Raw genomic sequence first — 13,828 nt, forward strand, 5'->3', positions numbered from 1 at the left:
CGCCAAAAACATCAGGAGACCGTTGCATGGCACGTAAAACCAAGGAAGACGCGGAAAAAACCAGACTCGGCATCATGGATGCCGCCTTGACCCTTTTTGATATGAAAGGGTACTCCCAGACCACCCTGGGCGACATCGCCACCGAGGCGGGCGTCTCCCGGGGGGCCATCTACTGGCACTTCAAGGGAAAAGACGATATCTTGTCCCAATGCTGTGACTGGATTAAAGGGACCATCGACGACCAGCGTTTTAAGATCACCGACGAGGAGACCCCCTCCTGGGAGACGGTGCTGCGTGCTCTCCGTACCTACCTTGAACTCCTGGAGACCAACACCCAGTATGCAAAACTCTATCGCGTCTTGAAGTACAAGGTGGAATACACCGATGAGATCCAGTCCCTTATGGCCGCCCAGAAGCTCGAAACGGAAGAGGGGGTTGCCAACGTGAGTCAGGTGTTTAGCGATCTTGCAGGGGCCGGTGAGTTCAAAGCCGGCCTGGACCCCAGGTTGTGCGGTATCTCTCTGGTCGCCTTTACCTGGGGAATCGTGGAGATGTGGATCCTCGACAAATCCATCATGAGCCTCACCAAAGACGGATACCCTTTGCTTGAGATGCATGTAAACACCATGAAAAGGTCAACGGAGTAGGAGCAGACACCCGGCCATCTCCCACGGACCGTGGCCCAACCGAAAAAGGTGAAGAATTTTGAGAAGCCCCCTCATCGATACACTGGTAGAAGAAACCCCAGGCGGCCCCATGGTGCTGGGCCACCGCGGCGTCAGAAACGCCGAGGTCACCGAAAATACCCTTGCCGCCTTTGAGGAAGCCTTTAAGCGGGGTGCCCGCGGCATCGAAATCGACGTGGAGTCCACGGCCGACGGCAAGCTCATTGTCATCAACCGCTGGTTTTGCAAGGCCCGGCTTGGTTTTTTCCCCTGGGAGAAAGACCTGGAAGGCTTAAGGGCCGCTGCCCAGGGGCAGGGGATCAAGGTCCCTTCGTTCCACGACGCCTGTCGGTTTATGAAATCAAAGCCAAAAAGCATCTTCAACGTCGAAATCAAATCCAGCCATCCCTATCTCTGCCACACCGCCCGAAAAGCCGTCAACGTCATCCGCCATCACGGCATCGACGATCAGGTCATACTCTCCTCCTTTGATATCAACACCCTTATCACCACCCGTTTTTTCCACCATACCATCGAGACAGCCTATCTTTTTCGCCTCAACGATCGCACGGTACAGATCGAAGACAAAAAGAGGTGGCGGTTCAAGATCAACACACTGCTGAACCGCTCCGGCATCAAGGGCTTTCTGGTGGGGGCCGACACCCTCCACCCCGAAATTTCCCTGTTCCCACGGCCCGGCGCCAGAGAAACGCTCTGGATGAAAGCCGCAAGGCTCATGGGAAAGCGGGTAAACGCCTGGACCGTGGATGAGCCTGAGGAGATGGAAAAAGCGGTGGCGGCAGGGGTGGCGGTGGTGATTTCCGATGGGGTGAGGTGGTGACACCTGAAAAACCTACGGCGCCCTGCCAGCTGCAATGGTCTTGAAAAACGTCACAAACAGGTTTAAAAAAGTAGAGATAGGCGAGACCTCTGTATTTTTATCAAACCGTTTTTGTCGCTTGTCATGGTGTAGCCAGGAGTGAAAACAAGCGGTTTTTTCAAATAACCATTCGCCGGAGGCAAACCGAGCCTTAACGGCTTTTGTGGTCCCAAAAAACAGTCTATCCAGTTGATACAACCGAACTTCCGCCTTTAAAACCTCCTGTCAATACGCGAACCCATTTTCCTGCCTGTCATGCTTCTCAGCCCTCTCCGGTGACTACAAGCGTTCATCGAGCAATGAGCACGATGGATTAAAACAGCAATACAGCAAACCCATAGAGGAGGGTCTTTATGCGTTTAGCAGACATCATACAACGAGGCTGGAATGCAATCGGTGCCGCAGATTTCGATACCGTGGTATCAGACTATGCCGAGAATATGATCTTCATCATGCCGGGGCAGACCGACGTCCTTAAGGGGCGACAGGCATTCCGTGGGTCTCTGGACAAACTTGACGATATGTTCCCGCCAGGATTCGAAATCACGGGACTGCGACAGATCGAAGGAGAAAATGAGGTCGTGTCGATTCTTGAATGGAAATCCGAGAAGGTGGCAGGCTCCCAGCTCTCCGTCCTGTTCAAATTCATTGGCGACAAGATCTACGAGGAGCGGTGGTTTATCGATACGGAACAATGGAAGAGTGCGTTCTAAAGCCTGATGGAGTCACAGAGTTCCCAGTATCTGTTCGGGGCGGATATTTATGCCCCCTGTGGTTAATCCCGGGCTGATACTCGAACAGGAATTACTCATTCATCACACAAGTATATACTTGATGTGTGGTAAAAACTATGATCTCATAATAGTAACGAAACTTATTAAGCGATAGCATTGAGCTTTGGTATATGAGGCCTCAACCCATCAGATTTACCAAGTTTTAAGTATTCTTGTTGCGACTCATTGCCTTAAAAATGTAATTAAACGCAAGCAGAATTCGTAACCCGTGGATTTATGGGGGCACACGATCCAAAGGCGCCCCGGAGATCCAGGCCTTCACTACGTTCAAATCGGCTTTGACCTGCTTTTTGGACCGTTTAGCCATCTGTTCCTGAACACTTAAGGGGAAATAAAGTATGAAGTCGTTTGTAAAAATGATCTGTGCTGCCGTGTTGTTGTCTGTTATTGCTTCCGGGTGCAGCAAAGAAGATGAGACGCCCATGATTCAAGAATCGTTTAAGCAATATAAATCCGCAATCTTGAATCAAGACGGTTTCACCGCATATTACTATGTCGATTCACACACAAAAGCATATTATGATGACATGCTTGATAAGGTGATGAATGCATCCGAATATGAGACGAAAAACATGTCATTGGGATCAAAAGTCATTGTGACGATGGCCCGTCATTCCATCAGCGCCAACACCTTAAGAGGCATGAATGGGGAATCATTTTTTATCTATGCGGTGGAAAATGGGTGGATCGGTGAAGAAAGCGTTTCACGCCTTGAAATAGCGGTTTCAAACGTGGATAAGAATTTTGCAAAAACCCATATTGTGGATGCCAATGGCGAAGCACCTTTCGGATTTACATTTCGAAAGGAAGACAAAACATGGCGTATTGACTTAACCTCCATGCTTCCGATGACAGAGATGGCCCTTGAAGAACAAATCAAAGAAATCGGGATAGATGAAGAGACGTTTATCCGTGCCACGCTGACCCAGGCCTCCGGGTTTCAGCCTGATTCATCGATTTGGGAACCCGTAAACCTGTAAAGGGTCCGCCTTGATTAACACGGATCAAGAAGGGTGGTGGGTGATATGAATAAATTCAGCTTGTCGTTGATGGAAAAAAGTGACGTAAAAGAGTCGGCAAAGGTCCTCAGCCTCGCCATGCTCGACAATCCTCTCCATCAGGCCGTGTTCCTGGGCAACGGCGAACAGGAACGCCTTGAAATCGAAACCATGTTTGATGAGCTCTTGAGCCAGAAACCGGGCGTTGTCTTTCTGGCAAAAGAAGAGAAAAAGATCGTAGGCGTCATGAGGATGAATTCATGCTCCGGCCGTGATTTGCCCGACGGACCGCCCGAGTTCAACGGCAAAACGGACATCAGGTGGAGAAAGTTCGTCTGGCTGAGGGAGTGGGCCCTTCAGGACCCGAAGGAGCTGCACTGGCACCTAGGGCCCATCGGCGTGCTTCCGTCCCACCGGCGACAGGGAATCGGCTCAAGGCTCATGCAGCGATTCTGCAACGAGGTGGATGCCTGCGCCGCCAGGGCGTATCTGGAAACGGACAGGGATGAAAATGTGCTGTTTTATGAACTTTTCGGGTTTGAGATTATCTCCACATCGCAGGTGTTCGATGTGGAAAACCGCTACATGCTGAGGGAAACCCGCCCCTGATGTTCCCAAGGGGGGCGAAGGCGTCTTAATCACTATTTCTGGAGGAAACCATGGAATGCCGCAAATGCAATGCCTTGATTCCGCAGGGAGAAGAGAGAGAACACAACAAAGAGATACTCTGTGAAGATTGTTATATCGATGTGCTCTCTCCGGCAGCCTTTTGTGACCCGTGGGCAACGTACAACGCCGAGTCTTTCAACAAGCGCAACCCGGAGACGGCCTTTACCGACAGCCAGTTGAAGATACTCAATACCCTGAAAGAGAGCGGCGGGCTGGACCCCGATGGGCTTGCGGATCGTTTAACGGATCACATGTCACGCCAGGATGGAGAAAGAGAGTGCGCCGCCCTTCATCGAATGGGTAAAATTTCCATCGAAAGCAGAAACGGTTCGGTTTTTATCTGTGTTAAACATTAAGGACAGCAGCGCATTGGGGATAGCATGACGCTTGTCGTATTCGATCTCGGAGAGACCCTCGTTTCCTATGAAGGCATTCCGCTGAACTGGAGCGAACACTATCTCGACGCAATAAATGATTTTCTCATCAAAAACAGTATTTGCGTCTCAACCCCGGGTCTGGAGCTGGCCGTCTCTATTCTGGAATTTTACAACACACGGACAAATCAACGAACCTTTGAAGTGGGTGAAGGGGAGGTCACACGAAAAATCGCCACGGTGCTCGGGATTGACGGGGCGGTATTTGAACGCAGTTTCTTTTCCTATTTTCAGCAGAGAGCCACACTGGAGCCCTCCGCTTTAGAGACTCTCATGCAATTAAAAAAAGAAAATATTCACACAGCCGTCCTTTCTGATGTGCCCTACGGCATGCCCCGGGATTATCTGATGGAAGACCTCGGCCCCTTGCGCTCTTTATGGACTGCGTCGTCTCTTCATGCGACGTTGGTGTCAGAAAACCTCACCCATCGGGCCTCACCACCTTGATGAGGCAACTCAAGGTGGGGCCAGACCACGCTTTTTATGTGGGAAATGAAGAAAAAGACATGGCCTGCGCAAAAAACGCAGGGGCCCGATCCATACTGCTGGCACCCGATGAAACAGCAGATTATGGCCAAACCCATTCAATAAAAGACATATCCGGCGTTTTGAACCATGTGCTCAGGCGGGAAAGGCCTCCTTCGCAACAGAGGGGCAAAGAATCATTTCTTTGCTCATAAAAATGTAATTTTCATTTTCGGGATTTGCCGTGGTATAAAGACAACCGTACCGGGACAGACAAAAATCGAAATTCAAGGGTATTGTCCCTTCTTTCGGTTTGCTGTTTTAAGCCCCATTCATCTTAAAACCCTGTAGGATGGGCAAAGGTGGTGCCGTGCCCATCGAGCGCGGGAACAGCCGGTAACCTTCGGGAAAAATGTAACTATTCAGCTCAAAAAACAGCCTCCGGCGGCAAGGTGTGCCACCTTGAAAGCAGGTTGCGGATGCGTTTTGCCCCTCGTTCCTCGGGCCAAATCACATCCGCCTTTAAAGTAGAAATCATTCAAAAAGAAATTTTAAAACCTATTTGTTAAACTTTTTAAAAGTTTAGCCCCCGGCAGGGCCGCCGGAGGCATAAGCTAATAGCTACCAAAAAGCCATGGGTCAATGAACGAGCACAAGAAACACGAAGGAAAAAAACGATGGAATCAAATGACCCGTCCGCATGGATCAACACCATCCTCAGCGAGCTGAGCACCAGCAAGAGCTCCGATGCCGCAGCGGCCGTAGAAAACTGCGGCAGGGCATGCCTGAAATCCTCCGAGGGGTTTGAAGCGATCCGAGCCCTCCGTGCGTCGGTTGCCCACAAGGATGACATGGATCTGTTGTTCGACACGTACAAGGCCGAGCTTTATGACAACAGGCCATCCCTCTACAAAAAAGAGGGGGCGATCTATCTGGAGTACGCCGACTGCGCCTGCGGCATGGTAACATCCGGTAAAGTGACCCATCCGTTTCTCTGCAACTGCACCATCGGGTATACCCGGCAGATCTTTGAAACGCTCTTCGGCAGGCCGGTGAAGGTCACCTTGCTGAAATCCATCCTCAACGGGGACAACATCTGCCTTCAAGAAATTACCGTTACATAATTCGCCCATGGACATGACGACTCCCCAGGAATACACCGAATACAGACCCCATCCTCTCCTTGCGTCTCTCATTGCCTGCTACTGGTCTTACCGTGCCCCGTCCAGGGACCGACTGGCGGCCCAGAAACCGGTGATACCCGATGGCTGTGTCGACATCATTTTTGATCTGAATCCGGCATCTTCCCTGAGATGCTTTGTCATAGGCGCCATGACAAAGCCCATCCAAAACCAGAAAACCAACCTTTTGGGTGTGCGGTTCCACACCGGCATGGCGACCTCCCTTTTCAAAATGCCCATGCATCATCTCACGGATCTCACGGTGGACGCGTCTGAATTCATAGGTGATTCCGCCCATGCGCTGTCGGACCAGTTGGCGGAGATAGACGCGCAGCAAGATCGCACAGCCCTCCTCGATGAGGTGTTTCTTAAACGCATGACCGGGGTTTCCGTCCTGGAGCGGCCCCTCACCCAAGCCCTTCGCCTGATCCGCCATGCAGACGGGCAATGTTCGGTTCAGCAGATAAGCGATGCCGTTGGCTGGAGCAGGCAGCATTTTACCCGCAGGTGCCTACACGGCACGGGCCTGTCCCCCAAATTTCTGATGCGGGTGATGCGCCTGCACAAAACCATCACCCTCCATGAAAAAGGCAACGTGCATGGCTGGAGCCACCTGTCCCAGGAGGTCGGCTACTTTGATCAGTCCCATATGATCCGTGAGTTCAAACGCCTCACGGGCCTCACCCCCGCTGAGTACCTTTCCCCCGCATAGAAGATTCCATTTTTCCAATACACCCCGGTTCCCCTTGAGGTACCTTTTATCCATCACATATGTGTAACTATTCAGCTTGCCTCCGGCGGGTCGCTTTTTTGAAAAAAAGCTCCGCAAAAAACGTTTCTAATGTGAAAAAGTGGAAATTATTTTGGTGGAGCCTGGAAAGGCTTATTTAAGACCTGTTTGTCAAACTTTTTAAAAGTTTGGCCCCCGGCAGGGCCGCCGGATGCTTGTTTGGGCTGAATAGTTACACATATGTTTTGGAAACACCCCGATTCATCTTGAGGCCGGGGTGAACCGCTGCACCGTTTTTTATGAAAGGACCAGACATGATTGCTCGATGTGGTATGGACTGCTCGCAGTGCGAGGCGTACAAAGCAACCTGCGAAAATTCGGATGTAAAACGCAGAGAGGTCGCCGAGGCGTGGACCATTGAGTACAAAACCGAGATTTCCCCGGAGCAGATCAACTGCCGCGGGTGCACCTCGGACGCAGAAAAATTTTTCTTCACCGAGTCGTTGTGTGAGATCCGGAAATGCGCCATGGAAAAAAAGGCGCCTCACTGCGCAAAGTGCCCGGACTATCTCTGTGATAAGCTGAGGGCATTTGTCGCGGAGGCCCCGGTGGTTGGGAAAACACTGGAGGGTTGCGAAACGCTGAAAGATAAATGGAAGGTGGCAGGATAAAAAAAAGCGCAAAAGGTAAGGCCTTCTATGGTTAAAGTGCATGGTAGAAAGCCTCCGGCGGCAAGGTGTGCCACCTTGAAAGCAGGTTACCGCTGGGCTTTACCCCTCGTTGCTCGGTTCAAATCCCAGCGGTATTTCGGCGAACCCCTGTATAATTATTTCGTATCACCATCCTGACCATCGGTATTCCATATTCACCCCCGCTCCCCATTCCTTACCGTGGCTGTGTCTGGCCATAACAATTCCGCCGCTTATATTAAAGTTGTCCGTCATGTCACTGCCTATCCCCACCCCTGTGAGGATTGTGTTTTCACCCCGATTCTGACCGGCGAAGGATTGTTTGAAATCAGGATGACTCACCAGGGCAGCATCCATGTCATGAGCATTGTTTTGGTTGGCGTAAAAATCATGTTCATAGCGCACAAAACCCATGGGGTAGATGCGTTTTGTTCGGAACAAACTTCCAAATCGTGCATTCAACCCGGCACTGGCAACAATCGCCTGGGCATTTGCCGAGTCGACCTTTAAGCTGAAATCCGGGTCGCCGGACTCTTCGAATGATTCCTGGGTGTAATAGGTGTAATTTATGCCAATTTCAGGCCTTAGGCAGACCCAGCCGTTTTGATAACCGAGCATCGAAGCCATGAGACCGGCATACGTCGTGTGGCTGTCATAATCTGCCGAAGGGGTTGCTTTTGTATCGCCAAGGGTGACCCATCGTTTTGAGCTGTTGGTTCCATAGGAATACCCCACAAGGCCCTTCATTTCCAGATCATGATTGAATTGTTTATAGAGATAAGCCCCCACGTGATAAGACTCGCCGTCAAAGCTCTGATCAGCGGTGTCATGTTCGTCCATCTTTTGGTATCCGAATGAGGCATACCCTCCCAAAACACTTGAGGAGGTGGTGACAAAGTCATAACCGAGGGTCAAGCCGGATAGTGTGTAGCCAAAATCCCCCAACCCGTCATCTCCGTCGATATCCCCATCGCTATAGCTTGCATCCAGCCAAAGTCGCCTGCCCGCATCCTCGACCACACGTTGGCTGGTACCCGTCGTCACATTGCCTTCCGATGCATGGCTTAAGACGGTATTCATCACCCTGTCTGCCTGCTCCAGAGAGACCGTCATGTAAGAGGAGAACGGCTCGGCGTGGATACTATCGGAATGGGCCTGCAGCTGGTCATTTGTAATAAGCCCCAAGGCGGATTGAGTCCGTGCGTTGCCCGCGGTAGAGCTGTTGGTCAACAGCATCACGGCATTTTTCTGGTTTGGGGTCGTGATGCTGGGGTGGGTCAGCAGCGATGCGACGGGCTGCGTTTCAAGCTTGACCGACACTTTCCGGTCCGCCCCCGGGCTGGCAACCTGGGAGCATTTGAGCAGTGCGGGCATGCTGCCGCCGAGACTGATTGTTGCCACATCGCTGTCAGAGGTTGCCCCCTTAATAAAATAAGAAAGGTCATACACACCGTCGGTATTATCTCCCCCTTTTGCATACGCATCGGCTGATTGACCTGCCTTAAACGACTCCAGATTAAATTTGATAGAGGACAAACCAAAAACAGCCCCTCTCCTAAACGTAATACTGTCATTGTACGTTATGAATGAGGGGAAATTGGGATCGATGACCTTGCCACCCGGTTGCATCCGCAGATTAAACGTGTTGTTACCAGAGAAAATAAACTGATTGGCTTCGAACCCTTTGCCTGCTGTGTTGCTTGCCTGGGTTTGGTTGATGGTGGCATTTTTAAACCCCATAAGAATCGTCATGCCGGCCCCATAACTGACCTCTCCGGAAAGTTCAGAGTCATTGACCGTAAGATATATCAAACTATCTAAATTATAATTTTTATTGTCCATCTTGCTATTGTTACTCAACGTTAAAACATTGATGTATTCATGGGCACGGAAAGTGCCCATGGATACGCTTGCATTCTCCAAAGCCCACAGGCTCGCCTTAAAATCCGAATTAATTGAGCCGGTAACATCCGTGTGACCGTTTTTAAAGAAAAACTCACCGTCGGTCGTTGTGGGGACTTTATTGGTATTGGCCGTAAACAGACTGCCATCCCCCAGAGAGATGGTGTTGTCACCTTCAAAGTGGACCGCGCCGAACACATACCCTGACGGGGTGACGTCGTAGCTTCGAAACTCGGTGTTGTTGTTCAGGGTAATCGTCGAATTTCTGATGGTTGGGTTTGTCAACTCCAGGCTGACGGCATCAGACGCATAAGAGCCTTTAAGAGCAACCGTTGCGCCATCAATAATGGACGGATCGCTGATACCTTTAAGCACGTTTTGGTGATACTTGGTCAACAACACCTTGCTGTCGACGATATAAAGGGAACTTCCAGGCTGCATGTTCAGGTTGCCCGTCGTCATGGCATTCAAAAAGGTGCCGTTGAAAATTTCAAGATCCGCATTGGGTTCCAAGATCAATGAAAATGGAAGCACATTGCTTGCCTCCAACTCACTGACTTGAATTCGATTGCCAACCCCTTTAACAGATAAATAAGCCGTACTGGAAAAGGCCGTGCTGGTTGTCGGATCGACCACAAATTCGGCATTTTCAAGCTTAATATAGCTTGGGGTTCCAACGCCTGAATCTCCGAGAATAATCTGCTTAATATAGAATTGGGAAGCGCTGGTCAGCGACTTATCAATCACATGCCATTTGGCATTTTTAATGGAAATAGAGTGAAACTCCAATTCTAACGGAGCCAAATTGTATCTGGGAGAGCCGTAAACGGACCAGTCCGGGCGGTTGGCTCCTCCCTCAAAAACCAAGTCACGGTAGGGCAAATTTATGGCAGAGCCATTGCCCAATATCGTGTCCCGACGAAAAGTAAAGCTCGTCGTGTTGTTAAACAATAGCGTATCGACACTTGAGAGATTTAAAACGCCATACGTTGCAATAAGATCCAAATCCAGAAGCGTCTGCTCCGCGATATTCGAGGGGACGTTGTAGGTCGATGAAACCACGAAAAAACAGGTGGCATGTAGCGTTGCCAGCACAAACGCGATCGTTTTTAACACGGTAGTATTCATGGGTTGAGCCTCCTGTGATTCAAACAGTCTATGCTCATCTGTTTTTGGTCCTTTGATGATAGGTGTGGGATAATTTTATTGTTGAATCAAACATTTTTCAAAATGGGAAGGCCGGTAAGCATGCAGGAATATATACGTAGAGGTTGCTGAACAATTTTGCACGATTGCTCTCAGGCCATGGGATTAGTCAGCGGTAGATGCAAAACGTGGCACATTGAAAGACCACCACCGAATTGGCTCTTTGAAAAGCAGGCACAACAAAATGGCTTTCATCCATTTTTCAAGATTCATGACTAAAAAGCACAGTGAGATAGCAGTTTCACTGGTCTTTGCCAATTTTGTCATGACACGACCAAGACAGTATCGCCTTTTTGCTTGTCCGAATTTACCTTCAATGGGGATCCGATCTATTTCGTCTTGCCGGGCCTGATGAGAGTTTTCAATTAGTTCTGCTTCAGTTCCTGCCGTTCTTTTAGGTGGTCTTCCCAAAGGAGGTCTATAAATACGAATACCATGGCGTTTACAATATTTACGATTGTCTCTGGTTCGGTATATCTAATCGACATGCACCGATTTAGGGTAAAACCCAAACCGTTTCTTGTAACGTTCGATTTGCACCACCAGATACTGGTTTTCATTAAAATTATCCCAGCTGATTCGGTCAACGAAAGCATACCCATCAATAAGGCTAACGGACAGCTTAGCGCCAAACTCTGTATCACGCCCGGCTTTTCCACGTTTGATTGGTCGTACATGTGGTTGGCTGATGTTAATGATTCAGTCATCGATCCTTTTCACACGCCGATCAAACATCGTTTTTCGCTGGCGATAGAGCTCGGTGATCACAAGAAGCTCTTTGTACACCTTCGGCTTCAGAATCTGGAGGCCGACTTCTTTGGACAGCACGTCGATATATCCCAGATTTCTTTTCAAGTACCCTAATTGAAGTCTCAGGATCCGGCGCCCTTTACTGGTGCTCATCCGTTTACTTTTAGAAGCGGAGATATACTCTTTTCTTCCCTTTTTACGGTATGTTCGAGGCTTGATACTACCTGATGGCCGGGCTCTGTCAGGCGACATGTAAAACTGCCCCCCTAACGACATCTAAAATTGACCCCCTCCCACTATGGAGGGACTCATGGAAAATGTGAGATACAAGGTTCTTCATTCTGCTTCCACAACACGAAGGAAGGACCTTATGCTACAGCCTGATGAAGTCGCCGCTATACTGCGGCTTAAAAAACTCGGATGGGGTTCAAAAACGATTGCCCGGGAGTTGGGCATCAGCAAAAACACGGTTAAAAGCTACCTTAAGAAAAAGGCTCATGTTGTGTTTTGAGGTCGTAACTTGGTAAAAAAGAGATTTCTTTACCAAGCCCTAAAAAAGGTCCTGCAAGATGAAAGTAAACATAAAGAATTTGATAGATGATGTGCAATGTTACGACAGTGTACGTGAGTTGCGTTGGCCCGAAGGGCGAGAGTGTCCGTTTTGTAATTCCAAGAAGGTTATCAAGAGAGGTTCCGACGATAGGGAACCGGCTAAACAACGCTACGAGTGCAAAGAATGTAACAAACGGTTTGATGATTTAACCGGCACCATCTTTTCGGGACATCATCAGCCCCTCAAGGTATGGATATTGTGCCTATATTTCATGGGATTGAACCTGTCGAACAAGCAGATTGCTGAAGAACTGAATCTCGACCGTACAGATGTTCAGAAGATGACCACTCAACTTCGTGAGGGCGTGGTAAAAAAAAGCCACAAGTGATCCTCCAAGGTGAGGTAGAGTTCGATGAGGTCTATATCGTAGCAGGACATAAAGGGAATCCCAAAGCCGTAATCAAAAAGAGGCGTGAAGGTCGCCGTAACCGCCTAAAGGGTGCTCGTGGTCGTGGTATTAACCCGGCAAATAAATAGTCAAAGTTATTTGAATAATGTGCTATAGTAGAAGTTATGGATAAACGAGACGCAAGAAAACTTAGCACAGAGGCCCAGCAAGAGCTGCGCATGTTAGCAGTTCAGCTCAAAGAATCGGGCAAAAAATATAATGAGATTGCTGAAATAATCAAGGTACATCCCACGACAATATGTACTTGGTATAAGGCATACCAGAAGGGCGGAATCGAGGCCCTAAAGATCAAAAAAAGGGGGCGACGCATAGGCGCATGCAAAACATTGTCTCCGCTTCAGGAAGATGAAATTCGAAAGCACCTCATTGACAAGTATCCTGATCAATTGAAGCTCCCATTTGCCCTCTGGACACGCGTAGCTGTTCAACAACTCATTAATGAGTTGTTCTCAATCAAAATGCCCATCCGCACGGTTGGTGAATACCTTATGCGATGGAACTTTACACCGCAGAGGCCACTTCGAAATGCCTATAAACAAAACCCCAAAGCCGTGGATGATTGGTTAAAAAACGAGTATCCATCAATTGCTAAAAGGGCCAAGAAAGAAAAAGCTGAAATACATTGGGGCGACGAAACAGGTCTTTGTAATGACAGCTATCATGGGCGTAGCTACGCTCCATGCGGGGAAACACCATCAATTAAATTGCATCCGAGATGTGAACGAGTGAATCTGATATCGACGATAACCAATCAAGGGAAAGTCCGTTTCATGGTTTACGATGGAAAAATGAATTCTCAAACTCTGCTCCAATTCATGAAACGTCTTGTTAAAGGGGCCTCCCACAAGATTTTTTTGATTCTTGATAATCTAAAGGTACACCACAGTCGAATCGTGAAAGCGTGGTTGGCTGATAATGAAGCTGAAATAGAGGTGTTTTACCTTCCTTCATATTCGCCGGAACTAAATCCAGATGAGTATCTTAACTGCGATTTGAAGGCAGGGGTTCATAGTAAGACTCCGGCAAGAACAAAAACGCAATTGAAGAAAAAGGCAATATCGCATTTGAGAATGCTTCAACAGGTACCGGGAAGAGTCAAGAAATACTTCCGACACTCGAAAATTGCTTATGCTGTATAATTGGTGTATTTAATTGCCAGGTTAATACATTGGCGAAAGAAAAGCCTCCAGTTTTCGGTATGATCCAACGGACAGGACAGGTAGTGATTCAGATGCTTGCCAATGTCCGCCGGGTAACTATCGAACCTTTGATAAGAGCCACAGTATTGCCTGGAACTTTAGTTTACACCGATGAGTACAGTATCTATGCTCGGCTGGAAGAATGGGGCTATATAGTGGTCAACAAAAAACGGACACCCCAATTAAGCGGCAAGCTTTAAAGGCTCTGCCTCATACTCCATTGGGCTTACGTAACCCAATGTTG

18 protein-coding genes are annotated in these 13,828 nt (G+C 48.9%); 15 read left to right on the forward strand and 3 right to left on the reverse strand.

Going from position 1 to position 13,828, the window contains the following annotated elements:
• Positions 1 to 26 precede the first annotated feature (26 nt).
• From BLQ12_RS27445 to BLQ12_RS12130, 11 genes are all read left to right on the forward strand, one after another.
• The gene (locus BLQ12_RS27445; protein ID WP_175469711.1) at positions 27 to 647 is read left to right on the forward strand and encodes a TetR family transcriptional regulator; all 621 of its coding nucleotides are present in this window, start codon (positions 27 to 29) and stop codon (positions 645 to 647) included.
• Positions 648 to 705: 58 nt separating this feature from the next.
• Positions 706 to 1,506, forward strand: a complete 801-nt coding sequence (locus BLQ12_RS12090; RefSeq protein ID WP_092210917.1) for a glycerophosphodiester phosphodiesterase — start codon at positions 706 to 708, stop codon at positions 1,504 to 1,506.
• Between the two features lie 392 nt (positions 1,507 to 1,898).
• Positions 1,899 to 2,258, forward strand: a complete 360-nt coding sequence (locus BLQ12_RS12095; protein ID WP_092210918.1) for a nuclear transport factor 2 family protein — start codon at positions 1,899 to 1,901, stop codon at positions 2,256 to 2,258.
• A gap of 419 nt (positions 2,259 to 2,677) precedes the next feature.
• Positions 2,678 to 3,319 carry a hypothetical protein gene (locus tag BLQ12_RS12100; protein ID WP_092210919.1) on the forward strand — a complete coding sequence of 214 codons (642 nt, stop codon included), beginning with the start codon at positions 2,678 to 2,680 and terminating at the stop codon, positions 3,317 to 3,319.
• Between the two features lie 45 nt (positions 3,320 to 3,364).
• Entirely contained in the window at positions 3,365 to 3,946 is a 582-nt protein-coding gene (locus tag BLQ12_RS12105) for a GNAT family N-acetyltransferase (RefSeq protein ID WP_092210920.1), read from the forward strand.
• Positions 3,947 to 3,996: 50 nt separating this feature from the next.
• On the forward strand, positions 3,997 to 4,362 hold the full coding sequence (locus BLQ12_RS12110; protein WP_092210921.1) for a hypothetical protein: 366 nt from the start codon (positions 3,997 to 3,999) through the stop codon (positions 4,360 to 4,362).
• A 24-nt stretch (positions 4,363 to 4,386) separates the two neighbouring features.
• On the forward strand, positions 4,387 to 4,887 hold the full coding sequence (locus tag BLQ12_RS27000) for an HAD family hydrolase (RefSeq protein ID WP_139163958.1): 501 nt from the start codon (positions 4,387 to 4,389) through the stop codon (positions 4,885 to 4,887).
• Positions 4,818 to 5,120 carry an HAD family hydrolase gene (locus BLQ12_RS28335; protein ID WP_092210922.1) on the forward strand — a complete coding sequence of 101 codons (303 nt, stop codon included), beginning with the start codon at positions 4,818 to 4,820 and terminating at the stop codon, positions 5,118 to 5,120. Before BLQ12_RS27000 ends, BLQ12_RS28335 begins: the two co-directional genes overlap by 70 nt.
• A 462-nt stretch (positions 5,121 to 5,582) precedes the next feature.
• Positions 5,583 to 6,029: a DUF6144 family protein gene (locus BLQ12_RS12120; RefSeq protein ID WP_092210923.1), complete on the forward strand. Its 447-nt coding sequence runs from the start codon at positions 5,583 to 5,585 to the stop codon at positions 6,027 to 6,029.
• 7 nt (positions 6,030 to 6,036) lie between these two features.
• A complete protein-coding gene (locus BLQ12_RS12125; RefSeq protein ID WP_092210924.1) occupies positions 6,037 to 6,798 on the forward strand; it encodes a helix-turn-helix domain-containing protein in 762 nt (253 codons plus the stop codon).
• A gap of 332 nt (positions 6,799 to 7,130) precedes the next feature.
• Entirely contained in the window at positions 7,131 to 7,487 is a 357-nt protein-coding gene (locus BLQ12_RS12130) for a DUF3795 domain-containing protein (RefSeq protein ID WP_092210925.1), read from the forward strand.
• A 165-nt stretch (positions 7,488 to 7,652) separates the two neighbouring features.
• On the opposite strand, the gene BLQ12_RS12135 is transcribed toward BLQ12_RS12130, so the two are convergent.
• The 3 genes from BLQ12_RS12135 to BLQ12_RS28210 form a co-directional block, all read right to left on the reverse strand.
• The gene (locus BLQ12_RS12135) at positions 7,653 to 10,535 is read right to left on the reverse strand and encodes an autotransporter family protein (RefSeq protein WP_092210926.1); all 2,883 of its coding nucleotides are present in this window, start codon (positions 10,533 to 10,535) and stop codon (positions 7,653 to 7,655) included.
• Between the two features lie 183 nt (positions 10,536 to 10,718).
• Entirely contained in the window at positions 10,719 to 11,090 is a 372-nt protein-coding gene (locus BLQ12_RS28340; RefSeq protein ID WP_092210927.1) for a transposase, read from the reverse strand.
• 222 nt (positions 11,091 to 11,312) lie between these two features.
• Positions 11,313 to 11,441 (reverse strand): hypothetical protein, encoded by a 129-nt coding sequence (locus BLQ12_RS28210; RefSeq protein WP_302846778.1) that lies wholly within the window; start codon positions 11,439 to 11,441, stop codon positions 11,313 to 11,315.
• Between the two features lie 232 nt (positions 11,442 to 11,673).
• On the opposite strand from BLQ12_RS28210, the gene BLQ12_RS12150 reads away from it, so the two are divergent.
• The 4 genes from BLQ12_RS12150 to BLQ12_RS28015 all read left to right on the forward strand — a co-directional run bounded on the left by BLQ12_RS12150 (position 11,674) and on the right by BLQ12_RS28015 (position 13,784).
• The gene (locus BLQ12_RS12150) at positions 11,674 to 11,874 is read left to right on the forward strand and encodes a sigma factor-like helix-turn-helix DNA-binding protein (RefSeq protein ID WP_092210929.1); all 201 of its coding nucleotides are present in this window, start codon (positions 11,674 to 11,676) and stop codon (positions 11,872 to 11,874) included.
• A gap of 58 nt (positions 11,875 to 11,932) precedes the next feature.
• The gene (locus tag BLQ12_RS12155; RefSeq protein WP_217640296.1) at positions 11,933 to 12,304 is read left to right on the forward strand and encodes a transposase; all 372 of its coding nucleotides are present in this window, start codon (positions 11,933 to 11,935) and stop codon (positions 12,302 to 12,304) included.
• A 185-nt stretch (positions 12,305 to 12,489) separates the two neighbouring features.
• The gene (locus BLQ12_RS12160) at positions 12,490 to 13,524 is read left to right on the forward strand and encodes an IS630 family transposase (RefSeq protein ID WP_092210930.1); all 1,035 of its coding nucleotides are present in this window, start codon (positions 12,490 to 12,492) and stop codon (positions 13,522 to 13,524) included.
• Positions 13,525 to 13,553: 29 nt separating this feature from the next.
• The gene (locus tag BLQ12_RS28015) at positions 13,554 to 13,784 is read left to right on the forward strand and encodes a transposase (protein ID WP_302846779.1); all 231 of its coding nucleotides are present in this window, start codon (positions 13,554 to 13,556) and stop codon (positions 13,782 to 13,784) included.
• The last annotated feature ends 44 nt before the right edge of the window (positions 13,785 to 13,828 follow it).

It is taken from the genome of Desulfoluna spongiiphila (assembly GCF_900101345.1).
Classification (GTDB): domain Bacteria; phylum Desulfobacterota; class Desulfobacteria; order Desulfobacterales; family Desulfolunaceae; genus Desulfoluna; species Desulfoluna spongiiphila.